The sequence below is a fragment of the Mesorhizobium sp. M1227 genome (assembly GCF_040318315.1).
GTDB lineage: Bacteria > Pseudomonadota > Alphaproteobacteria > Rhizobiales > Rhizobiaceae > Mesorhizobium.
The window spans coordinates 434,566-456,760 of record NZ_JAMYLZ010000001.1; the positions used below are offsets into that span (position 1 = coordinate 434,566).

Annotated in this window: 19 protein-coding genes; 10 read left to right on the forward strand and 9 right to left on the reverse strand. The window is 63.3% G+C overall.

Annotated elements, in window-relative coordinates; genetic code table 11:
* Window positions 1-11: 11 nt before the first annotated feature.
* The 3 genes from NKH28_RS02010 to NKH28_RS02020 form a co-directional block, all read right to left on the reverse strand.
* Complete coding sequence (locus NKH28_RS02010; protein ID WP_352540454.1) at window positions 12-1,568, reverse strand: formate dehydrogenase beta subunit; 1,557 nt, start codon at window positions 1,566-1,568, stop codon at window positions 12-14.
* A complete protein-coding gene (locus NKH28_RS02015; protein ID WP_352540455.1) occupies window positions 1,565-2,044 on the reverse strand; it encodes a formate dehydrogenase subunit gamma in 480 nt (159 codons plus the stop codon). The genes NKH28_RS02010 and NKH28_RS02015 overlap by 4 nt, the downstream gene beginning before the upstream one ends.
* Window positions 2,045-2,177: 133 nt before the next feature.
* Window positions 2,178-3,077 (reverse strand): LysR family transcriptional regulator, encoded by a 900-nt coding sequence (locus NKH28_RS02020; protein WP_352470186.1) that lies wholly within the window; start codon window positions 3,075-3,077, stop codon window positions 2,178-2,180.
* Window positions 3,078-3,270: 193 nt separating this feature from the next.
* Here NKH28_RS02020 and NKH28_RS02025 point away from each other — a divergent pair, with 193 nt between their 5' ends.
* Window positions 3,271-3,912 carry a DUF47 family protein gene (locus tag NKH28_RS02025; RefSeq protein WP_352469989.1) on the forward strand — a complete coding sequence of 214 codons (642 nt, stop codon included), beginning with the start codon at window positions 3,271-3,273 and terminating at the stop codon, window positions 3,910-3,912.
* Window positions 3,912-4,919 carry an inorganic phosphate transporter gene (locus tag NKH28_RS02030; RefSeq protein WP_352469990.1) on the forward strand — a complete coding sequence of 336 codons (1,008 nt, stop codon included), beginning with the start codon at window positions 3,912-3,914 and terminating at the stop codon, window positions 4,917-4,919. The genes NKH28_RS02025 and NKH28_RS02030 overlap by 1 nt, the downstream gene beginning before the upstream one ends.
* 41 nt (window positions 4,920-4,960) lie before the next feature.
* Here the strand turns inward: NKH28_RS02030 and NKH28_RS02035 are convergent, their stop codons facing one another.
* A complete protein-coding gene (locus tag NKH28_RS02035; RefSeq protein WP_352469991.1) occupies window positions 4,961-5,338 on the reverse strand; it encodes a VOC family protein in 378 nt (125 codons plus the stop codon).
* A 194-nt stretch (window positions 5,339-5,532) separates the two neighbouring features.
* On the opposite strand from NKH28_RS02035, the gene NKH28_RS02040 reads away from it, so the two are divergent.
* The 5 genes from NKH28_RS02040 to NKH28_RS02060 all read left to right on the forward strand — a co-directional run bounded on the left by NKH28_RS02040 (window position 5,533) and on the right by NKH28_RS02060 (window position 11,819).
* Window positions 5,533-6,717 carry an Mrp/NBP35 family ATP-binding protein gene (locus NKH28_RS02040; RefSeq protein ID WP_352469992.1) on the forward strand — a complete coding sequence of 395 codons (1,185 nt, stop codon included), beginning with the start codon at window positions 5,533-5,535 and terminating at the stop codon, window positions 6,715-6,717.
* A gap of 237 nt (window positions 6,718-6,954) precedes the next feature.
* Window positions 6,955-8,760 (forward strand): IlvD/Edd family dehydratase, encoded by a 1,806-nt coding sequence (locus NKH28_RS02045; protein WP_352977631.1) that lies wholly within the window; start codon window positions 6,955-6,957, stop codon window positions 8,758-8,760.
* A 318-nt stretch (window positions 8,761-9,078) separates the two neighbouring features.
* Entirely contained in the window at window positions 9,079-9,918 is an 840-nt protein-coding gene (locus tag NKH28_RS02050) for a chromate resistance protein ChrB domain-containing protein (protein ID WP_352977633.1), read from the forward strand.
* Window positions 9,915-11,303, forward strand: coding sequence for a chromate efflux transporter (gene chrA / locus NKH28_RS02055; protein WP_352977635.1), 1,389 nt, complete (start codon window positions 9,915-9,917; stop codon window positions 11,301-11,303). The genes NKH28_RS02050 and chrA overlap by 4 nt, the downstream gene beginning before the upstream one ends.
* A gap of 117 nt (window positions 11,304-11,420) precedes the next feature.
* On the forward strand, window positions 11,421-11,819 hold the full coding sequence (locus tag NKH28_RS02060) for a hypothetical protein (protein WP_352469996.1): 399 nt from the start codon (window positions 11,421-11,423) through the stop codon (window positions 11,817-11,819).
* A 46-nt stretch (window positions 11,820-11,865) separates the two neighbouring features.
* Here NKH28_RS02060 and NKH28_RS02065 read toward each other — a convergent pair whose 3' ends face one another.
* The 3 genes from NKH28_RS02065 to pdxR form a co-directional block, all read right to left on the reverse strand.
* Window positions 11,866-13,095, reverse strand: coding sequence for an aromatic ring-hydroxylating oxygenase subunit alpha (locus NKH28_RS02065; protein ID WP_352977637.1), 1,230 nt, complete (start codon window positions 13,093-13,095; stop codon window positions 11,866-11,868).
* Between the two features lie 115 nt (window positions 13,096-13,210).
* On the reverse strand, window positions 13,211-14,800 hold the full coding sequence (locus NKH28_RS02070; protein WP_352977639.1) for a trimethylamine methyltransferase family protein: 1,590 nt from the start codon (window positions 14,798-14,800) through the stop codon (window positions 13,211-13,213).
* Window positions 14,801-14,992: 192 nt separating this feature from the next.
* Window positions 14,993-16,486: a MocR-like pyridoxine biosynthesis transcription factor PdxR gene (gene pdxR / locus NKH28_RS02075; protein ID WP_023676815.1), complete on the reverse strand. Its 1,494-nt coding sequence runs from the start codon at window positions 16,484-16,486 to the stop codon at window positions 14,993-14,995.
* A 255-nt stretch (window positions 16,487-16,741) separates the two neighbouring features.
* Here pdxR and pgi point away from each other — a divergent pair, with 255 nt between their 5' ends.
* Together pgi and NKH28_RS02085 are read left to right on the forward strand one after the other, a co-directional pair.
* Window positions 16,742-18,385 (forward strand): glucose-6-phosphate isomerase, encoded by a 1,644-nt coding sequence (gene pgi, locus NKH28_RS02080; RefSeq protein ID WP_352977641.1) that lies wholly within the window; start codon window positions 16,742-16,744, stop codon window positions 18,383-18,385.
* 5 nt (window positions 18,386-18,390) lie between these two features.
* Window positions 18,391-19,113: an HAD family hydrolase gene (locus NKH28_RS02085; RefSeq protein WP_352448533.1), complete on the forward strand. Its 723-nt coding sequence runs from the start codon at window positions 18,391-18,393 to the stop codon at window positions 19,111-19,113.
* Here NKH28_RS02085 and NKH28_RS02090 read toward each other — a convergent pair.
* Window positions 19,097-19,753, reverse strand: coding sequence for a class I SAM-dependent methyltransferase (locus NKH28_RS02090; protein ID WP_352818783.1), 657 nt, complete (start codon window positions 19,751-19,753; stop codon window positions 19,097-19,099). The two genes, NKH28_RS02085 and NKH28_RS02090, sit on opposite strands and share 17 nt — an antisense overlap.
* Window positions 19,754-19,838: 85 nt before the next feature.
* On the reverse strand, window positions 19,839-21,584 hold the full coding sequence (locus tag NKH28_RS02095) for a long-chain fatty acid--CoA ligase (RefSeq protein ID WP_352813755.1): 1,746 nt from the start codon (window positions 21,582-21,584) through the stop codon (window positions 19,839-19,841).
* A gap of 16 nt (window positions 21,585-21,600) precedes the next feature.
* On the opposite strand from NKH28_RS02095, the gene NKH28_RS02100 reads away from it, so the two are divergent.
* Window positions 21,601-22,182, forward strand: a complete 582-nt coding sequence (locus tag NKH28_RS02100) for a hypothetical protein (RefSeq protein WP_352977643.1) — start codon at window positions 21,601-21,603, stop codon at window positions 22,180-22,182.
* Window positions 22,183-22,195: the final 13 nt, after the last annotated feature.

Here is a 22,195-nt window from a genome sequence, read left to right on the forward strand (position 1 = left end):
GCTGTCCGCTCCTATTCCGCTGCTTCGGCGACCGGCGTCGGCCGAAAGTCGTCCGGGAAATGGTTGAGTGCACTCATCACTGGATATGGGGTGAAGCCGCCGAGAGCGCAAAGCGAGCCGAACTTCATTGTGTTGCAAAGGTCGGTGACCAGCGCGATCTGCTTTTCCGGTTCGACGTTCTGGGCGAGCCTGTCCAGCACCTCGACACCGCGCGTCGAGCCGATGCGGCACGGCGTGCACTTGCCGCAGCTCTCGATGGCGCAGAATTCCATGGCAAAGCGTGCCTGCTTCAGCATGTCGGCGCTGTCGTCGAAAACGACGATGCCGGCATGGCCGATCAGCCCGTCTTTGGCGGCAAACGCTTCGTAGTCGAACGGCGTGTCGAACAGCGCGCGCGGGAAATAGGCGCCGAGCGGGCCACCCACCTGCACCGCTTTGACCGGGCGTCCCGTCGCCGTGCCGCCGCCGATATCGTCGACGATCTCGCCGAGCGTCATGCCGAACGCGGCCTCGTAGAGACCGGGATACTTGACGTTGCCCGCAATCTGGATCGGGATGGTGCCGCGTGAACGGCCTATGCCGAAATCCTTGTAGAAGGCAGCGCCCTTGTCCATGATCACCGGCACCGAGGCCAGCGAGATGACGTTGTTGATCACCGTCGGCTTGCCGAACAGGCCCTTGTGCGCCGGCAGCGGCGGCTTGGCCCGCACCTGCCCGCGCTTGCCTTCGAGGCTGTCTAGCAGCGCGGTCTCCTCACCGCAGACATAGGCGCCGGCGCCGACGCGCACTTCCATGTCGAATGAATTGGCCGAGCCGAGCACATTGACGCCGAGCACGCCGGCCTTGCGGGCGATCTCGACAGCCTTCTGCATCACCGCCACCGCGTGCGGATATTCGGAGCGGATATAGATGAAGCCCTTGGTCGCGCCGGTGGCGATGCCGGCGATCGCCATGCCTTCGATCAGCACGAAGGGGTCGCCTTCCATGATCATGCGGTCGGCGAACGTGCCGGAATCGCCTTCATCGGCATTGCAGACGATGTATTTGCGGTCGGCCGACGTATCGAGCACAGTTTTCCATTTGATGCCGGTCGGGAAGCCGGCGCCGCCGCGACCGCGCAGCCCGGACTCGGTCACCTGCTTGACGACCTCGGCCGGCGTCATCGCCACTGCATTCTGCAGGCCCTTCAGCCCGCCATGCGCCTTGTAGTGGTCGAGCGACAGCGGATCGGTGACGCCGCAGCGCGCAAAGGTCAGCCGTGTCTGCCTTGCCAGGAACGGGATCTTGTCCGGTGCGCCCAGCCAGCGCTTGTGGTGGCCGCCGGTGAGGAAGCCGCAGTCGAACAGGCTTTTGACGTCGGATGGCTTCACCGGCCCGTAGGCGACGCGGCCAGTGGCTGTCGCAACCTCGACCATAGGCTCGAGGAAATAGGCGCCGCGCGAGCCGTTGCGCACGATCTTGGCCTCGATGCCGCGCTCGGCCAATTCCGCCCGAACCGCCTTGGCGACCTTTTCCGCACCGAGCGCCAGCGCGCCGGAATCGCCGGGAATATAGATACGCGGGATCATGAGCGCACCTCGGCAACGATCTCGTTGAGCTTTTCGCCGTCGAGCCGCCCGATCACCTCGTCATCCAGCATTGCCGACGGCGAGCAGGCGCAAAGGCCGAGGCAATAGACCGGCTCCAGTGTCACCGAACCGTCGCGGGTTGTCTCGTGGAAACCGATGCCCAGCAATGATTTGAGCTTGGCGGCAATCGCATCCGAGCCCATCGACTGGCAGGCTTCCGCCTGGCAGAGCTTCAGCACATGGCGGCCGGCGGGCTGGCTGCGGTAATCGTGATAGAAGGTGACGACGCCATGAACCTCGGCCCTGGAGATGTTCAGCGCCTCGGCGATGATCGGCAGTGCGTCCTGCGGCACATAACCGAACTCTTCCTGTATGCCGTGCAGGATCGGCAACAGCGGGCCTTCGAGGCCTTTCAGCTCGTGGATGATCGCCGCCGTGCGCGATGCGATCTCGGTACTTGCTAGCTGCATCGTCATGCAGCGCCCTCCCTGGTCGTGGCGGTCTTCCGCTAAGTGGTTAGGAAATCAGAGGAAACCCGCCAAATCAATAAAGCCGATCCGTTGCTCGATAGAAATTTTCTATCGTTCGCGTTCACCAGCATTGTCTAGACTAGCGGCGGCCGTGGAAATCGTCCGCCAGCGCCATTGCCTCGTCCAACAGCGCCGAGACCAGCGGCGTGTGCGGTTCGCGCCGCGCCGCCACCAGCCCGACCGTGTGGCTGGCATCCGGCTCGACGATCGGGATCGCCCGGATCGGCTCGGAAAAACCGAAGGTTTCCGCAAGGTTAAGCGGCATGATCGACGACCATTTGCCGGTGCGGATATGCGAAAACAGCACGATCATCGAGTTGGATTCCAATGTCGGCCGCACCTGCACGCCGGCTTCGGCCAGATGCTGGTCGATGATGCGGCGGTTCTGCATGTCCGGCGTCAGCAGGCAGAGCGGCAGCTGGCTGAGTTCCGCCCATGTCACTTTGTCGCGGTCGAAATAGGGGTTCCCGACCGCGGTGATCAGCTGATAGCGCTCGTCATAGAGCGGCACGCTGGTGACGCGTCCGAGCGGCTCGTTGTCGAGATAGGTGATGCCGGCGTCGATGTCGAAATTGCCGAGCAGCGATAGCACCTCGATCGAGGTGCGCGACAGCACCGAGAAGGTGACGCCGGGGTGCTTTGCCCGAAACGGCGTCGTCAGTCGCGCCACCATGGCCAGCGCCGTCGGGATCGCGGCGATGCGGATGCGCCCCGACAGGCCGTGGCGCGCCGCCCGCATCTCCTCGCGCATGGTCCTGCTATCGCCGACGATGCGGCGCGCCCACACCAACACCTGCTTGCCTTCCGGCGTCAGCCCCTGGAAGCGCGAGCCGCGCAGCACCAGCATCACGCCGAGCTGACCCTCCAGCTGCTTGATGCCGGCCGAAAGCGTCGGTTGGGTGACGCCGCACACCTCCGCCGCCCGGCCGAAATGTTCTTCCCTGGCAAGTGCTATGAAGAATTCCAGCTTGTCGATCATGCCGTCGGAGCCTGTCATGGACGCTGTGTCCGATCTTAGCGCGCAAGGTCGGGGAAATCGCCTTCGGCCGCAAGCCGCCTGTGTAAATCGTCCGCATCCACATCTTTCAGCCGGCTTACTGTTTCCCGCGATGGAATGCGGCGCTATGTGGATGAGACGGGGTCGTGGACTGGACACGACGGGAGTACCGAACATGCTGGGCTGGTTCCGCAAGCTGCTGCCGCGCGAAGATCGCTTCTTCGACCTGTTCGAGCGGCATTCCCGCACCGTGGTCGGTGGCGCCGAGGCACTGCAGCAGCTTTTGCAGGGCAACGACATCGAGCGCTGGTGCCAGACGATCATCGATCTCGAGAACGAAGCCGATCAGATCACCGCGGAAGTGCTGCTGGCCGTGCGCCGCTCCTTCATCACGCCCTTCGACCGCGGCGACATCAAGGACCTGATCCAGTCGATGGATGATGCCATCGATATGATGCACAAAACCGTCAAGACGGTAAGGCTGTTCGAGAAGAAGGAATTCGACCCGCTGATGCAGGAAATGGGAGGTGTCATCGTCGAGGCCGCCAAGTTGGTGGCCGAGGCGATCCCGCTGCTCGGCAAGGTCGGGGCGCATACGGTGCGCCTCAACGCCATCGCCGAGGAGGTCATGCGCGCCGAAGGCCGGGCCGACGACCTGCACGAGCAGGGCCTGAAGGACCTGTTCAAGCGGCACGGCCGCAGCGATCCGATGGCCTATCTGATCGGCAGCGAGATTTACGGCCAGCTGGAAAAGGTGGTCGATCGCTTCGAGGACGTCGCCAACGAAATCAGCGGCATCGTCATCGAGAACGTATAGTGTCAGAAGCCGCAATAGCCTTTCCCGTGCTGGTCGGCCTTGTCGTCGTCGCGCTGTTCTTCGATTTCCTCAACGGCCTGCACGATGCCGCCAACTCCATCGCCACCATCGTCTCCACCCGGGTGCTGCGGCCGCACTATGCGGTGTTCTGGGCGGCCTTCTTCAATTTCATCGCCTTCATGTTCTTCGGTCTCCACGTAGCGGAGACGCTCGGAACCGGCATCATCGACGCCAGCATCGTCACGCCGGCAGTGATCTTCGCAGCACTTGTCGGCGCCATCGTCTGGAATGTCGTCACCTGGCTCGTCGGAATCCCGTCCAGCAGCTCGCACGCTCTGATCGGCGGTTTGGTCGGCGCCGGGGTTGCCAAGGCAGGCACCGGTGCCATCGTCTGGGCCGGGTTGGGCAAGACGACGGCGGCCATCGTGCTATCGCCGGCGGCAGGCTTTCTGCTGGCGCTTGTCTTGATCCTCGCGGTCTCCTGGCTGTTCGTGCGGCAGACGCCGTTCGCCGTCGACAGCACCTTCCGCGTTATGCAGTTCTTTTCCGCCTCGCTCTATTCGCTCGGCCATGGCGGCAACGACGCGCAGAAGACCATGGGCATCATCGCCGTGCTGCTCTATTCGCAAGGCATGCTCGGCGCGAATTTTTACGTGCCGCTGTGGGTCGTCATCACCTGTCAGTCGGCGCTGGCGCTGGGCACGTTGCTCGGCGGCTGGCGCATCGTCCACACCATGGGCTCGAAGATCACCCGGCTGAACCCGATGCAGGGTTTCTGCGCCGAGACCGGCGGAGCGATCACCCTGTTCGCCGCCACCTGGCTCGGTATTCCGGTATCGACCACGCACACGATCACCGGCGCTATCATCGGCGTCGGCGCCGCCCGCCGCGTCTCCGCCGTTCGCTGGGGCATTGCCGGCAACATCGTGGTCGCATGGATCGTCACCTTGCCGGCAACCGCGGCGATCGCGGCTCTCACCTACTTCGCGGTCGGTCTGGCAAGGTGATGTGAGCATCATGGCGCCTGGAGCCGCCTCTGGCGCGGCGACTACCGGTCCACAAGATTCAGGATGTTGCCGTCCGGATCCCTGAACCATGCGACCTTCATGCCGTGACCGACATGGATGTCACCCTCAAGCGTCAGCCCGGGCATGTCGTAATGCTCGAAGGTCACGCCCTTCGATTTCAATGCCTCAACGATCTTGCCGAGTTCGTCGCCGACCGTCCATGTCACAGCCGTCGCCTTGTTGGTCCCAGCGAAGTTCGAACGGTAGACGTTGATGCTGGTGTCGCCGCTTTTATAGACGATCAGTTCGCCACCTTCATTGTGCACCTCTTTCAGGCCAAGGACCCCTTCGTAGAATGCCCTGGCCTTGGCCAGGTCCTTCACGGCGAGATTGGCCGTCGCGTTGCTGTTTGCGAGCATGATTCGTCTCCTTCCCTGGCTGTCATTCCATGCTCATGAAATAGGCTGCGCTGACGATTTGGCGACGGCTGCTCCCACTGGAAATGCCGTCATATGCTCGCTGCCTCCCCGATACGCCGCTGCAATTGGTGGTCCATCGCTTGGTTCTGTTCCGGAACTGCATTATCTGGAGCGGAAAAGTAGAGGAAAAATTCATGCCCGCCGCCAATGAAAACGTGACCAAGGAAATCGTTATCGAGCGCCTGAAGACGGTCAATGGGCCGGATTTCACCGGCAATATCGTCGACCTCGGCCTGGTTTCCGAGATTTTCATTGCCGATGCCAAGGTGTTCTTTTCGATAACCGTTCCCGCTGCCCGTGCCCAGGAGATGGAACCGCTGCGTGCGGCGGCCGAACGTGTCGTCAAGGCGATCCCCGGTGTTGCCGGCGCCGTGGTCGCGCTGACGGCGGAAAAGAAGGGCGGCGGCATGGAGGCGCCGGTTCCGCAAAGACCGGCTCAGAGGCCCGCTCCGCCGGCCGCACCTGCGCGTCCCACGCCGCAGGCGCCCGCCTCGCACAGCCAGGGCAAGCGCGGCGTACCCGGCATCGAAGCGATCATCGCCGTCGCTTCCGGCAAGGGCGGCGTCGGCAAGTCGACCACCGCCGTCAATATCGCCCTTGGGCTTGCCGCCAACGGGCTGCGGGTCGGGGTGCTCGATGCCGACATTTATGGCCCTTCCATGCCGCGTCTGCTCAACATTCGTGGCAGGCCGCAGACCGTCGACGGCAAGATCCTGAAGCCGATGCAGAATTATGGCCTCAAGGTCATGTCGATGGGCTTCCTCGTCGATGAGGAGACGCCGATGATCTGGCGCGGGCCGATGGTGATGTCGGCATTGACGCAGATGCTGCGCGAGGTCGAATGGGGACCGCTTGATGTGCTCGTCGTCGACATGCCGCCCGGCACCGGTGACGCCCAGCTGACCATGGCCCAACAGGTGCCGCTGGCCGGCGCCGTCATCGTCTCGACGCCACAGGACCTGGCCCTGATCGATGCGCGCAAAGGCCTCAACATGTTCAGAAAGGTCGACGTGCCGCTATTGGGTATCGTCGAAAACATGAGCTATTTTCTCGCCCCCGATACGGGAAAACGCTACGACATCTTCGGCCATGGCGGCGCCCGCCGCGAGGCCGAGCGTCTCGGCGTCACCTTCCTTGGCGAAGTGCCGCTCGAGATGGGCATCCGCGAAAGCTCCGATGCCGGCACGCCAGTGGTGGTCTCCAAGCCGGATGGCGCTGAGGCGAAAATCTATCGCGACATCGCCGCCAAGGTCTGGGACCGCGTCAATGAAGAGCGCGGCGCGGCCGAGGCTGCAGTGCCGAGCATCGTGTTCGAGTGATGCGGATGTCCCTCCCCAAGTGGGCCCCTTGAGGGGGAGGGTGGCCGGAAGGGTCAGGTAGGGTCCGCGGCGACGCACTCCAACTTTTCCGGGATGCGGGCTGACAAACCACGATCCCGTCTAGCGCGGAGGCAGATGTATGTCTTTCGTACCAAAGAGCGGATTCGGATGGCGCGTGCCCCTTGCCTGCTCCCGCGCGTTGTCATATCGATTTGTCATACAAATACGGAGACCACGATGGCAGGCGCCCCCACCCACAAGAAAAAATTTCGCTCGCAGGAGTGGTTCGACAATCCCGACAATCCGGGCATGACGGCACTCTATCTGGAGCGCTACCTGAATTACGGGCTGACGCGGGCCGAACTGATGTCCGGCAAGCCGCTGATCGGCATCGCCCAGACCGGCTCCGACCTGTCGCCCTGCAACCGCCATCACATCGAACTGGCCAAGCGCGTGCGCGAAGGCATCGTCTCGATGGGTGGCATCCCTTTCGAGTTCCCTTGCCACCCGATCCAGGAGACCGGCAAGCGGCCGACTGCTGCACTTGACCGCAACCTTGCCTATCTCAGCCTGGTAGAGGTGCTCTACGGCTATCCGCTCGACGGCGTGGTGCTCACCATCGGCTGCGACAAGACGACGCCGGCCATGCTGATGGCCGCGGCCACCGTCAACATTCCGGCTATCGCGCTTTCGGTCGGCCCGATGCTCAACGGCTGGCACAAGGGCAAGCGCACCGGCTCCGGCACCATCGTCTGGGAATCGCGCCAGCGCCTGTCGGCCGGCGAGATTGGCTATGACGAGTTCATGGATATCGTTGCCTCCTCGGCGCCGTCGACCGGCTATTGCAACACGATGGGTACCGCCACCACGATGAATTCGCTGGCCGAGGCGCTCGGCATGCAATTGCCGGGCTCGGCCGCTATCCCCGCCCCCTATCGCGAGCGCGGCCAGATCGCCTACGAGACCGGAAAGCGCATCGTCGACATGGTGCATGAGGATCTGAAGCCCTCCGACATCATGACCCGTAAGGCCTTCGAGAACGCCATCGTCGTCAACTCGGCGATCGGCGGCTCGACCAATGCGCCGATCCACCTCAACGCCATCGCCCGCCATCTCGGCGTTTCGCTCGACAATGACGATTGGCAGAAGGTCGGCCTCAACATACCGCTCATCGTCAATCTGCAGCCGACGGGCGAATATCTCGGCGAGGACTATCACCATGCCGGCGGCGTGCCGGCCGTGGTCGCCGAACTGATGAAGGGCGGTCTGCTGCCCTATCCGGAAGCCATGACAGCTAACGGCAAGACCATCGGCGACAATTGCAGCGGCGCCGTCAACGAGAACCTCGACGTCATCCGCACGGTTGCCGAGCCACTGAAAGCCAATGCCGGCTTCATCAATCTCAAGGGCAATCTGTTCGATTCGGCGATCATGAAGACCAGCGGCATCTCGCCCGAGTTCCGCGAGCGCTATCTGTCGAACCCGAAGGACCCCGAAGCCTTCGAGGGCAACGCCATGGTGTTCGACGGGCCCGAGGATTACCACGCCCGCATCGACGATCCGGCACAAGGCATCGACGAGCACACCATCCTGTTCATGCGCGGCGCCGGCCCGATCGGCTATCCGGGCGGCGCCGAAGTCGTCAACATGCAGCCGCCGGCCTATCTGATCAAAAAGGGCATCCACGCGCTGGCCTGTATCGGCGACGGCCGCCAGTCGGGCACGTCGGGTTCGCCGTCGATCCTCAACGCCTCGCCGGAAGCCGCCATCGGCGGCGGCCTGGCGCTGCTGAAGACCGGCGACCGCGTCCGCATCGACCTGCGCAAGGGCACCGCCGACATCCTCGTCAGCGACGACGAGATCACGCGGCGCCGCGCCGAGCTGCAAGACAATGGCGGCTATCAGTATCCGAAGCACCAGACGCCCTGGCAGGAAATCCAGCGCGGCATGGTCGACCAATTTTCCGAAGGCATGGTGCTGAAGCCGGCGGTGAAATACCAGGATGTGGCTCATACAAGCGGCGTGCCGAGGGACAATCACTGACCAGGATCCGTCGCACGAACCAGCCGCCGGTGCAGGCAATTTGCCGAGGTCAGCGCCAGGAGGGGTAGGGGTGGGGGTACATCGTAGAGCGAAAGCCTCGGCTTTCCACCTGCGATAGCCTGCCGTTAATGGGCAGAAATGCCCGGCACAGGGTTGGACGCGGTCATTTGTCAACAGCGATTGCCCCCGCGAGAACGGCAATGCTTGACAAGCGGGCGTGACAAATCCACGATCATCGCAAGGGGTGCATCGCGACGACCCCGTGAGGCGTCAGCCCAACGTTCGCGTCCAAGCTTCTCTTTCAAGGAGGTGGACGCCATGCCGTCAACAACCGCTATCACTGTATCGCAACTGTCCCGTCTGATTGGGCTGCCGGGTGCACCCGCAATCATCGACGTCCGCATCGATGATGACTACAACGCCGATCCGCGCCTGCTGCCGGGGTCGGATCGTCGTGATTTCAGGAGTGTCTCGAACTGGGCTGCCGACTTCGCCGGCAGGCAAGTGACAGTCGTCTGCCAACAGGGAAAAAAGCTCTCGCAAGGCGTGGCCGCATGGCTACGGCAGGAGGGCGTTGCCGCCGAATCGCTCGATGGCGGGTTTGAAGCGTGGCGCGATGCCAAGGGCCTTCTCGTTCACGCCGGCAAGATACCGCCCACCGATGCCAAGGGCCGCACCGTTTGGGTGACGCGTACGCGCCCGAAGGTCGACCGCATCGCCTGCCCCTGGCTGATCCGGCGCTTCATCGATCCTCACGCGGTCTTTCTCTTCGTCGAGCCGGCCGAAGTGGCGGCCGTCGCCGATCGCTTTCAGGCCGTGCCTTTCGACATCGAGAACGTGTTCTGGAGCCACCGCGGCGAACGCTGCACCTTCGACACCATGATCGAGGAGTTCGGGCTCAAATCCGAAGCGCTCGATCGCCTGGCCACGATCATACGCGCTGCCGATACTGCGAGCCTCGATCTTGTTCCACAGGCGGCCGGGTTCCTGGCCGCCTCGCTTGGCCTGTCACGGATGTTTCGCGACGATCTGGAGCAGCTCGAGGCCGGCATGCTCCTTTACGATGCGTTTTTCCGCTGGTGCCGCGATGCCACCGAGGAGACGCATAACTGGCCGGTCGCCGGCGCAGTCAGTCTCGGCGCAGGCAAACCATCGTGAGCGCCGTCCTTTCGAAAAAGCCGGCGGAGATCCAGGAGCCCGCTGTGCCGAGCTTCCGGCAGGCCGTGAAGGTCTGGGCGAAAATCGGCGTGCTCAGCTTTGGCGGCCCGGCCGGGCAGATCGCGCTCATGCACAAGGAACTGGTCGAGGAACGGCGCTGGATCGGCGAACAGCGCTTTCTGCATGCGTTGAACTACTGCATGCTGCTCCCTGGCCCCGAGGCCCAGCAACTCGCCATCTATATCGGCTGGTTGCTGCACAAAACGGTCGGCGGCCTTGTTGCCGGCCTCCTCTTCGTCGTGCCGGGCGCGCTTGTCATGCTCGTCCTGAGCAGCCTCTATGCGCTCTATGGCGATGTACCACTCGTCGCGGCGCTGTTTTTCGGGGTCAAGGCGACCGTGCTCGCCATTGTCATCGAGGCGGTGATCCGGATCGGCAGACGCGCGCTGAAAAACCCGGTCATGGTGTCGATCGCACTCGCCGCCTTCATCGCCATCTACGCGTTGAACGTGCCGTTTCCGCTGATCGTGCTGCTTGCCGGGCTGGCAGGCTGGATCGGCAACCGTAGTGCGCCGGCAGTTTTTTCCGGCGCCTCGCATGGCAAGGGCGATGTTCCCGACATAAAGGGCGTGGTCGATCTGATGTTCGAGCGCGGTGAACTGACCCACGTCAGGCCGACACGATGGCACGCGCCGCGCACTTTGGCGATCTGGCTGCCGATCTGGCTGGGGCCTGTTCTGCTGGTCTGGGCTTTCACCGGCCCTGCCAGCGTTTGGACGCAAATCGGTGGCTTCTTCAGTGTCATGGCGGTCGTCACCTTCGGCGGCGCCTACGCAGCCCTTGCCTATGTCGCGCAGGCAGCGGTCGAGTACTTCGGCTGGCTGGCACCCGGTGAAATGGTCGACGGCCTCGGACTTGCCGAAACCACGCCGGGTCCGCTCATCCTGGTCTTGCAGTTCGTCGGCTTCGTTGCCGCGTTCCGCCAGCCGGGCTTGCTGGCGCCGCTGCTTGCCGGACTGTTTGGCGGGCTGTTCACGCTGTGGGCGACGTTTACCCCATGTTTCCTATGGATATTCCTTGGGGCGCCTTACATCGAAGCGCTGCGCGGCAACAAGGCGCTGTCGGCGGCGCTCGGTGCGATCACCGCCGCCGTCGTCGGCGTCATCATGAATCTCGCTCTATGGTTCGGCTTGCACGTCATCTTCGGCGAAGTGCGCAATGTCGGGCTTGGAATGGACGTGCCGGTGCTTTCATCGATAGACTGGCGCGCGGCGCTGCTTTCCTGTGCCTCGATGATCGCCATTCTGAAGCTGAAGATCGGTATGCTGCCGACGCTTGCCGGATCGGCGCTGGCCGGTGTCTTGTTGCTGGCGGTAAGTAGCTGATGCCTGCAAGGACTTGAAGCGCATCGCCTGAATCTACTTAAACGCGACGCTTTGGATGCCGCTGCTTTTGTATTCCGCTTGTGAACCACCTAACTGGTTGGGAACGGTTGGACCATTATGGCGCAACGGCGTTCTTCCCTCGGCTTCCTTGGAATGTTCGGTCGCTCGGGCGACTTGAGGCAGCTCGACGATGCATTGCGCGGCGCCGATCTGCATCCCGCCCTTGTGCCGGAGGGGGTAAAACTCACGATCGTCAATCTGATGAAGGATCACTGGCCCGACGAGCCGCCGCCGGGCATCTATGCGTCGGTGGCACAATTGTGCAGCTATTGCATCGCGGGTCCCGAAACCTTCGAGCAAGCCAATGGCCATCAACGGACGCTGGAAGCCGAGCGCCGCATCGAGGCGGCACTTGAGGCCGGCGACAGCTTCGACGCACAGATCGTGCTGATGACGCTGCATGCCAAGCTGATCAACGCCGAAGTCGTCGACCGATACGGGCTCAGCGCGGAATGACGCGACAGGCAAGATCTGCCGGATCCCCCCGCGGCAGCCGAGTCGATCAAGCCCGGCTGATCTCCTCAAGATACCAGCCGATGTAGCGCAGTTCGTTGTATTCCATCGGCGCGATCGGCCCCGGCACGAAATAGTGCGAGCGCACGCCACGCGCTGTGTGCTCGATGATCTTCTTGTCCTCTTGGGTGGTGACCTTCCACAGCCAGGTCAGCTTCTCCAGATCGTAGTCCTGGCCCTCGACCGCGTCGCCGCGCACCAGCCAGATCAGCTCCATCTCGCAGGTGCCCGCGGTTTTCGGGATGAAGCGGTAGATCATGCCGTGATCGGGATAGCACACGAGGAAGGTCGTGCCGCCGAGATGGATGGAGGTGACGCCACCGTCATAGTCGGTGAAGCGGCCCATCAGCGGGGCCACCGGCGAGCCATCCTGGCTGCCGCTCGAAACGCCATCATAGAGCGCATAGCGGAAGGTATGGATTGCTTCCTGACCGGCCGCCGAGTTCTGCCAGCGGTTGGCGCTGCCGATCTCGATGCCGAGCGCGCAGGTGCGCTGCTCCATCGCCGCGTTGAGCTGCTCGATCATCTCGGCCGGCTTTTCCAGCGCATGCGTCTGCGAATATTCCGGATGCGCCGGCCCGCAATGGTAGCATTCGACATAGTTCTCGACGGCGAGCTTCCAGTTGGCGTCGAGCGGATAGGACTGGCGATACGCCACCTTGGCGTCGCCCCAGCCATACTGGCCGCAGCTTGTGCGCAGCGACTGTTCGATTGGATCGAAATCGAGTGGCGTCTCCGCGAAGGAAATGAAAACCAGCCCGGAGGCAACGCGGACATGAAGCTTCTTCAGCCCGTGCGCCGTGCGGTCGAAATCCTTCGGCATCAGGCGGGCAGCGCGCAACGACCCGTCATTGGAATAGGTCCAGGCGTGGTAGGGACACACGAACATCTTCGCGTTGCCCTTCTCCTTGGTGCAGACCTCGGCGCCGCGGTGGCGGCAGACATTGAGCATGGCATGCACGGTGCCATCCATGCCGCGCGTCAGGATGACCGCCTCATCGCCCAGTTTGAACAGCTCGAAATCGCCGGGGTTCGGGATAACGCTGGCATGGGCCAGGCAATGCCAGTGGCGGCGAAAGACACGTTCCATGTCACGCTTGAAGATCGCCGGGTCATGATAAAAGGCACGCACCAGGCCGTGGCCGGGCCGGTGAGACGCCACCAGCCGATCGATCGCGTCGCCGTCGGTGTGGGCTTGCAGGATAGGATGCGCACTCATTTGTCGTTCTGCCCGATGGTTGGTCCTGGTGCAATTCCAGGAAAACTGTGAAGCGGTTTTCCGTCCGGAATTGGCTCTGGGTGGTGGCTGTATGGCTGCACGAACTCGTCTCCGGTCAGCCGCCCATATACGTGCGCGGCAGGTGGATCAGGCTGCCGAAGCGGGCACGCAATCTGTCGTCGACCTGTTTTGGCACGTGGCGCGGAAATCGTTCGGCAAGAATGCGTTTCTTCTCGGTGATCGCCCGCAGCAATATATCAGGTCGGCCTTTTTCGTTCCATTCCTTCGGTGAGGAACGATCGGCGAAGGCGGGATAGAGATGATCGGTCTGCAGCAGCTTGAGCGTTTGTTCGCTGTCGAGATAGTGGCCTGGGCCTTTGAGGCAGACCTCGGTGATGCTGTCGATCGACAGGGCCTCGTCAGTCAGGTCGATGCCACGTGCGCAGCCCAGGCAATGACCGAGCATGTCGTTGTCGATGACCAGGCTCTCCAGGCAGAAGCCGAGCAGCGAGGCATGCATGCCGGCCGCCTCGTAGACGAGGTTGAGGCCGGAGAGGCCGGCCATCACATTGGTGATGCCCTTTTCGTAGCCGGATTGAATGTCGGGCAGTTTCGAATCCGTCATGCCAGCGGCCGAGCCGCCGGGCAGATCGTAGAATTGCGCCATCTGGGCGCAGGCCGCCGTTGCCACCGACTGCTCGGCCGACCCGCCGGCCATGGCGCCGGTACGCAGGTCCGACATGAACGGCCAGGCGCCGAAGATCGCCGGATGGCCCGGCTTGAGCGCATTGACATAGACCAGGCCGGCCAGTACTTCGGCCACCGCTTGCACGACGGCGCCGGCCATCGCCGCGGGTGCTGTGGTGCCGGACTGGCCGGTCGAGAGCAGCAGGATCGGGATGCCGCCTTCAACGCAAGCTTCGAGCACGCCGCAGGCATCCTCGGCGAACTTCATCGGCGGCACGACGAATGAGTTAGAGTTAGAAACGAATGGCCGGGCGCGGAAATTCTCCTCGCCGCCGGCGATGGCGTACAGCATTTCAAGCGCCGGCTTCACGTTCTCACGCACGGTGAAGGATGTTCCGACGTGCTTCGATGTCCCCATCACACAGGCATAGAGCGTGTTGAAATCCATCTCGAGCGGATCGGCGATGTCGCGCGCCACCATCGGCCGCTGGAAGAAATGGATGTTGTCCAACCCATCGACGATGCGGGCAGCATCATAAATGTCCTGCAGCTTGGATTCGCGGTACTCGCGCTTCTCCAGATCCACCAGGTGCACGGCGATACCTGCCGTGCCGTAGTGCACGCGCTTGCCCTGGACCACCATGTCGTGCCTGGCGTCCTGGCCATGAAGTGTGAAATGTCGTGCCGCCCGCTTGATGGTGTCGAGCACTAGCGCGCGCGGAAAGCGCACACGGTCGTCGTCGCCATGGACCGCCCCCGCCTTGGTCAGCACCTTTATGCAGGAAGGGATGGCATTGGCGAAACCCACCGTCTCCAGGAGCGTCAGCACGCCCTCGTGGATGCGCTCGCAGTCATCCCCGCGCAGCGGCCCGTAGCTGCCGCTCTCGATGGCCTGGTGTCGTGGTCCGGTGTCCTCCATCAGAGGAGCTGATCGCATGGCATGTCCTGTTTCGCGAAGACCGGAGCGCTGTGGACGACGGTTCGCCGACGTGTCCTGTTGTTCGACAGCCACTGGCATGGAAGCACTCCACCTTCATCGGCAGGAACTCGCGGCGGTTGGTCCACCATCGGCCTGCTTCGTCCCTCTACACAGCGACTATGCCGCCGGCATTGGCACAGCCTATGTGCCAGCCGGTCCCGTCGAATATGCCAAGGAGCTAAAGAACCGGAGCCGCACCACATGCGCCAGGCTCCGGTCGGGGAAGGGAGATCAGGCCGCTGCCGGCCTGCGTCCAGCTGCCGTCGCCAGTTCGCGGATGCCGGGTTCGATGTGCTGCAACGCGATCGAGGAAATGCCCAAGCGCATGAAACGCGATGGCTTTTCGGTGCGGTCGAAGAAGCGGTCGCCAGGCTCGATGATGACGCTGCGCGAGGCCGCGGCCTCCGCCAGCCCGCGCGAATCGGTGCCGCGCGGCCCCTCGAGCCAGAGCGACGTGCCGCCGGCCGAATCGGTCGAGCGCCACTCCGGTAGGAAGGCGGAAATCGCATGGACCAGACGCTTGCGCCTCTCGTCGAAGGCGCTCGACAGCCGCCGCACCAGCGCCTCGTGATGGCCGAGCGACAGGAAGAGCGCCACGGCGCGCTGGTTGTTCGCCGGCGGATGGCGCAGCATGAAGCGGCGTAGCGCCCGAAGCTCGGAGATCAGCCCGGCCGAGGCGACGATGTAGCCGAGCCTGAGGCCGGGAGCCAGAGTCTTCGACATCGAGCCGACATAGACGACGCGGCCGGAGCGATCGAGGCTCTTCAGCGCCTGCTGCGGCGCCTCGTCCAGGAGCTGGCTGTCATATCCGTCCTCGATGATGATCTGGTTGTGCCGGTTGGCGCGCGCCAAAAGCTCCTGCCGCCGCTCCGCCGACAGCGGCACCATGGTCGGGCAATGGTGGCTGGGCGTGACGAAGACGAAGCCGGAATCATTGGGAATGGCCGAGGTTACGATGCCGGAGTGGTCGACCGGAACCGGCTGGATCTCGGCGCCGGCCAGCCGGAAGATCGAACGTGCATCGGGATAGCCCGGGTCCTCCATCGCCACCTTGGAGCCCTTGGTCATCAACAGCGTCGCCAGCATGTAAAGCGCGTTCTGCGCGCCCAACGTCACGATGATCTCGTCCGGATTGGCGAAGATGCCGCGTCGCGGCAGCAGCCGTGCCTGGATCTGCTCGATCAGGAGCGGATCGTCGCGGTCGACCATGTCGGATGCCCAGTTGCGGATTTCGAGCACCGCCAACGCCATGCGGTTGCACTCGCGCCATTCGGCGGTCGGGAACAGCGCCGGGTCGAATTGGCCATAGACGAAGGGGTATGACGACTTGATCCAGTTGTCGTGCTTGGCCGGCGGCGGCATGTCGCTCGCCGCGATCTGCCGACGCGCCTTCCAGTCGATCTCGTTGGCCTGGTCGGGCGCCTTCTGATGCGGCTTGGCCGGCGTCGCCAGCACTTCGGGATTGACGAAATGGCCGCGGCGCTCGCGCGCCACCAGGAAGCCCTGGTCGACCAGCTGCTGGAAGGCCAGCACCACGGTGCCGCGCGCCACGCCGAGTTTTTCGGCAAGAATCCGGCAGGACGGAAGCGGCATGGAAGCCGCGATCTGCCGGTCGAGGATGGCGGCGACGATCGCCTGGCGGATCTGCGCCTGCAGGGTCTGACCGGATTCCGCCGAAATCCGGAACAGGCCGGACCAAATGGCCGTGTCGTTTCGCTGTGGCATGGGAGATGTTCCTCGATGGCCAGCTTTTTTCACATGGCTGGACCAGTCGAATGTACCGGTGGCACAAGGTGTTGCGCCAATCAATTTTTCTGATCGCTGGGATTTATGCCAGTGATCCTTTGAGCCGGCCCACGCTGCGCTGCGGCATCGCTGCGCATTGAAACAGATGGGATTCGACCCGATAGTTTGCCGCGACGACACGCGCCGGAAACATCCGGCCTGATAAGATGCATCTCAAGAGACCGGAGCGAAGCAGTGGATCAATCGTCCTTTCAAAAGCAGCTCGACGCATTGCGCGATCACCGTGCGGCCAAATCGGGCTCGATGCGCGAGGCTTTCGCTGCCGATCCGCAGCGCTTCGAGAAATTCTCCGCCAGTGACGGCGACCTGCTGCTCGACTGGTCGAAATGCGCGGTCGATGCGCGGACGATGGAGTTGCTGGAGAAACTGGCTGAGGCCGCTGACCTCGAAGGCCGGCGCGACGCGATGTTTGCCGGCAAGAAGATCAACGTCACTGAAGGCCGCGCCGTGCTGCACACGGCGCTGCGCAACCTGACCGGCAAGGGCATCGTGCTCGACGGCCAGGACGTGAAGGCGGAAGTCCTTGCCGTACTCGACGCGATGGGTGCGTTCGCCGACGCGGTGCGTTCCGGCAAGGCGGCCGGCGCGACCGGCAAGAAGATCACCGACATCGTCAACATCGGCATCGGCGGCTCCGATCTCGGCCCGGCCATGGCGACGCTGGCGCTGGCGCCCTATCATGACGGGCCGCGCGCGCATTACGTATCCAATATCGACGGTGCCCATATCCACGACACGCTGAAGGGTCTTTCCGCCGAAACCACCCTGTTCATCATCGCCTCCAAGACCTTCACCACGGTCGAGACGATGACCAATGCCGAAACCGCGCGCAGATGGGTCGAGAAGGCGCTCGGCAAGGAAGCGGTCGGCAAGCATTTCGCCGCCGTCTCGACGGCGCTCGACCTGGTCGCCAAATTCGGCATCGCGCCCGATCGCGTCTTCGGCTTCTGGGACTGGGTCGGCGGGCGCTATTCCGTCTGGGGTGCGATCGGTCTGCCGGTGATGATCGCCATCGGCCCGAAGGATTTTCGCGCCTTTCTCGACGGCGCCCATGAGATGGACGAGCATTTCCGCACCGCCCCGCTGGCGAAGAACCTGCCGGCGCTGATGGGGCTGATTGGCTGGTGGCACCGCGTGATCTGCAAATACCCCGCTCGCGCCGTCATCCCCTACGATCAGCGTCTGTCCAGGCTGCCGGCCTATCTGCAGCAGCTCGACATGGAATCGAACGGCAAGACCGTCACCCTGGACGGCGGCGCTGTAACGACGCCGACCGGCCCGCTGGTCTGGGGCGAGCCCGGCACCAATGGCCAGCATGCCTTCTTCCAACTTCTGCATCAGGGCACCGATTTCATTCCGGTCGAATTCCTCGCCGCTGCCGTCGGCCACGAGCCGGAACTGAAGCATCACCACGACCTTCTGCTTGCCAATTGCCTGGCGCAGTCGGAAGCCTTCATGAAGGGCCGCACGCTTGAGGAAGCCCGAGCGCAGATGCTGGCGAAAGGCATGAAGCCGGCCGATGTCGACAGGATTGCTCCGCACCGCGTCTTCTCCGGCGACCGCCCCTCAGTGACGATCCTCTACAGGAAACTCGACCCCCACACGTTCGGACGGCTGATTGCGCTTTACGAACACCGCGTCTTCGTCGAAGGCACGCTGTTCAACATCAACTCCTTCGACCAGTGGGGCGTCGAGCTCGGCAAGGAACTGGCGACCGGGCTGCTGCCCGTCGTTGAAGGCAAGGAGAACGCCGCAAAGCGGGATGCCTCGACTGCTGGACTGGTGGAATACATCCACCGCTTGCGCGGCCCGGAGTGAAAAGCTTGGCGGACATTAAGGGAATATTGTTCGACAAGGACGGCACGCTCGTAGATTTCAACGCGACATGGCTGGGCATCGCCGATTTCATGGCGATGGATGCGGCCGAAGGCGATCGCTGGAAAGCAGACAGGCTGCTTGCGGCGGCGGGCTTCGACTTCGCCACCAAGCGCTTCAAGCCGGATTCGATTTTTGCCTCAGGCACCAACATGGACGTCGTCGAGCTGTGGTTTCCACGGCTGTCCGACGAGGACCAGATGCTTGCCGTCGCCCGCTTCAACGCCATCACCTCGGCGCAAGGATCGGCAATGGCGGTGGCGCTGCCGGGCGTGGTCGAGACGCTTGGCCTGCTTCACAGAAAATCCTACCGGCTTGGTGTCGCCACCAACGACTCGACCAGCGGCGCGGAAAAGACCCTGGTCACGCTGGGCGTCGCGCAGCTTTTCGACGCCGCCTATGGTTACGACGCGGTGGCCAATCCAAAACCGGCGCCGGATACGATCCTTGCCTTCTCTGATCTGACGGGGCTCAGGCCCTCGGCAATCGCCATGGTCGGCGACAACCGTCACGATCTTGAAATGGCGCGGGCGGGCGGCTGCGGTCTGGCGGTCGGCGTGCTGTCCGGCACCGGCACACGTGAATCGCTGTCCCAGATAGCCGACGTCATTCTGGATTCGGTGGCCGACCTGCCTGATTTTCTTTCGGCGCGGGTCAGCGAGACAGTCTAGACTCGCAGCTAGCTGGTCCGAACGAGAACACGCCGCTCGGTTTCATCGCCGCATTCCTGCCTTCGCCGACATCCGGCACCTCGTATTCGGCCAGCAGGCGAAGCCGCGAGCGGGGCAGATAGGCGCGGCCCGGATCGCCGATCAGCACGGCGATGCCGGCTGCAAGGCAGCGGTCGAGGAAGGGGACGACCCGGCCGGCGAGATCATGGGCGTAGAACAGGTCGCCGACCACCACGACATCCACCGGTGGCGGCGGACCGCTGGTGATGTCTTCGCCAATGATCATGATAGCGACGCCGTTCGCAGTCGCGTTGAGGCCGAGCGCAACCACACCGTTGCGATCGATCTCGGCCGCGACGACCGCGCTTGCCCCGGCTTTTGCCGCTGCAATGCCGACGAGACCCGAACCGGCGCCGAGGTCGAGCACGCGACGGCCGGCCACGGTCTCCGGCCGGTCGAATATGTGGCGGGCAAGCACCGCGCCGCCGGCCCAGACATAGGCCCAGTACGGTGGCTCCGGTTCAGGTCCGTCTTCTTCGGTCGCATGTTGGTTCCATTCGAGAAGCCGCCTGAGCCCGCTTCCCGGATGGGCGGTGTAAAGCCGAATTTCGGGAAGCGCGGGCACGGGGGCGATCCGCATGTTCGCCCGGATGAACTGTGCCGGGTCCGGGCGCGAACCTATGCTCACGGCGTTGGCGCCGGCGATGCAATCGCTCAAGCTGCGCCTAGCCCCGCAACGCCCGTCGCAGGATCTTGCCGACCGGTGTCTTCGGCAGCTCGGTGCGGAACTCAATATACCTGGGACGCTTGTAGCCGGTCAGGTTCTCACGGCAATAAGCCGTCAGCATGTCGGCGGTCAGTGCCGGGTCCTTCTTGACGACGAACAGCTTCGGCACTTCACCCGAATGCTCGTCCGGCACGCCGATCGCGGCAACTTCGAGTACGCCTGGATGCTGCGCCACCACTTCCTCGAGTTCGTTCGGATAGACGTTGAAGCCGGAAACCAGGATCATGTCCTTCTTGCGGTCGACGATCTTGGTGTAGCCAAGCTCGTCCATGAAGCCCATGTCGCCCGATTTGAAGAAGCCGTCCTCGGTCATCACCTTGGCGGTCTCGTCCGGCCGGTTCCAGTAGCCGGCCATCACCTGCGGTCCGCGGATGCAGATTTCGCCGACTTCGCCGAGCGGCAAATTGTTGCCGTCGTCGTCGCGGATCGCGATCTCGGTCGAGGGCAGCGGCAGGCCGATCGTGCCGGTGTAAACGCCGTCGCTGAATTTGTTGATCGTTGCTCCCGGCGAGGTCTCGGTGAGCCCGTAGGCCTCGCTGATCGGGCAGCCGGTCAGCACCTTCCAGCGTTCGGCGATGGCCCTCTGCACCGGCATGCCGCCACCCAGCGTCAGGATCAGCGGCTTGAAATCGAGCTTGCGAAAATCCTCATTATTGAGCAGCGCATTGAACAGCGTGTTGAGGCCCGGAAAGATGTGGATCGGGTATTTCTGCAGCTCCTTGACGAAGCCGGGAATGTCGCGCGGATTGGGGATGAGGACATTCTGCGCGCCTTGCTGCATGCCTACCAGCACGTTCGCCGTCAGCGCAAAAATGTGATAGAGCGGCAGCGCGCAGAGGAAGTTCAGATGCGCCGGCTTCGGCTTGACGGTAAAAGCGTCTTCGGCCCACAGCGCGTTCTGCGCGACGTTCGCCAAAATGTTGCTGTGCAAAAGCATCGCGCCCTTGGAGATGCCGGTCGTGCCGCCTGTGTATTGCAGGAAGGCGATGTCGTCGGCCGTGACCCTTGCGGGCCTGAAGGCCTTGCCGGTGCCCGCCTTCAGCGCGGCGTTGAACTTGACATGGCCGGGCAGCGACCATGCCGGCACCATCTTCTTGACGCGGCGTACAACGAAGTTGACGATCGTTCCCTTGAGCCCGCCGAGCATGTCGCCCATCGAGGCGACCACGACATGCTTGACCGCGGTCCTGGCGATCACCGCTTGCAGGGTGCAGGCAAAATTTTCGAGGATGACAATGGCTTGAGCGCCGGAATCCTTGAGCTGGTGCTCCAGCTCGCGCGGCGTGTAGAGCGGATTGATGTTTACCACGACATAGCCGGCGCGAAGCACTGCCATCATCGCCACCGGATATTGCAGCACATTCGGCATCATCAGCGCGACGCGCGCGCCCTTCTGCAGCCCCGTTGATTGCAGATAGGCGCCGAAGGCGGCCGACTGTCGCTCGAGATCGGCATAGGTGATCGATTTACCCATGCAGACGAAGGCCGGCCGGCTTGCAAACTGCTTGCACACGGCGACGAGAAAGTCGCCGATCGAGCTGGAGGGCAGGGCGCCGATCTCGGCCGGCACGATCTTTGGGTAACTCTGGAGCCACGGTTTTTCCGGCAGGCCGGCGGCCAGCGACGTGATCGCCTTTGGTAATCTCTTGGCCGGACCTGCCGGCGGTCGGCGCGCTGTCGGCACTGCCTTCGCCGCCGGCTTGGCGGCAGACTTTGCAGCAGGCGCCGTCTTGCCGGGTGCCGGTTTAGCAGCCGCTCCAGCCGTGGTCTTCGCCGCCGGCTTCGCGCTTGCCTTCGCGGTGGCCGTCGGCTTGGCGGCGGCCGCTTTTGACTTGACTGCTTTCGATGTTGCCTCGGCCTTTGCTTTCGCCGCGTTGGTTGTCTTTGCCGGTTTTGCCACCTGTCGCTCCCTCAATCGTTCTTATTGTTTCGGCATGCTTGCGCGCCACCACCGCCCTGATCACAACGATATCCCACGCTTGCCGCAATGTCCGGAACGTGGGAAAATCCGGCACGCTGCCCACCTATCTATGTATTGCCACAAGCGACGGCCGTGCAAGCCTCGCCACCTGGAGTGCGGTAAGACTTGCCGTCAAACCTCTCGGCCGCGACCGGTTTTCGGATGCGCATCTCTTGAACCGAACGGCTCGATTCCCACAATTGGCGGCATCGCCGATCAACAAAAAATTGAAGTCGCTAATAATGTCGTGATCTGCGGATTCGGCTCGTTTTTTCCACAATTTGCCGCGTGCCGGAATTTTTTTCTGCTTCCCGTGGGTTAGGCAAACAAGCAGT

Excerpts from the sequence above, each read along its gene's own strand:
- NKH28_RS02010 (WP_352540454.1), bottom strand. The coding sequence starts at position 1,568 with ATGATCCCGCGTATCTATATTCCCGGCGATTCCGGCGCGCTGGCGCTC.
- NKH28_RS02025 (WP_352469989.1), top strand. The coding sequence starts at position 3,271 with ATGCTGGGCTGGTTCCGCAAGCTGCTGCCGCGCGAAGATCGCTTCTTC.
- NKH28_RS02045 (WP_352977631.1), top strand. The coding sequence starts at position 6,955 with ATGGCAGGCGCCCCCACCCACAAGAAAAAATTTCGCTCGCAGGAGTGG.
- NKH28_RS02070 (WP_352977639.1), bottom strand. The coding sequence starts at position 14,800 with ATGCCAGTGGCTGTCGAACAACAGGACACGTCGGCGAACCGTCGTCCA.
- NKH28_RS02015 (WP_352540455.1), bottom strand. The coding sequence starts at position 2,044 with ATGACGATGCAGCTAGCAAGTACCGAGATCGCATCGCGCACGGCGGCG.
- pdxR (WP_023676815.1), bottom strand. The coding sequence starts at position 16,486 with ATGCCACAGCGAAACGACACGGCCATTTGGTCCGGCCTGTTCCGGATT.
- NKH28_RS02035 (WP_352469991.1), bottom strand. The coding sequence starts at position 5,338 with ATGCTCGCAAACAGCAACGCGACGGCCAATCTCGCCGTGAAGGACCTG.
- NKH28_RS02050 (WP_352977633.1), top strand. The coding sequence starts at position 9,079 with ATGCCGTCAACAACCGCTATCACTGTATCGCAACTGTCCCGTCTGATT.
- NKH28_RS02060 (WP_352469996.1), top strand. The coding sequence starts at position 11,421 with ATGGCGCAACGGCGTTCTTCCCTCGGCTTCCTTGGAATGTTCGGTCGC.
- NKH28_RS02065 (WP_352977637.1), bottom strand. The coding sequence starts at position 13,095 with ATGAGTGCGCATCCTATCCTGCAAGCCCACACCGACGGCGACGCGATC.
- NKH28_RS02040 (WP_352469992.1), top strand. The coding sequence starts at position 5,533 with ATGCCCGCCGCCAATGAAAACGTGACCAAGGAAATCGTTATCGAGCGC.
- NKH28_RS02090 (WP_352818783.1), bottom strand. The coding sequence starts at position 19,753 with ATGCGGATCGCCCCCGTGCCCGCGCTTCCCGAAATTCGGCTTTACACC.
- NKH28_RS02020 (WP_352470186.1), bottom strand. The coding sequence starts at position 3,077 with ATGATCGACAAGCTGGAATTCTTCATAGCACTTGCCAGGGAAGAACAT.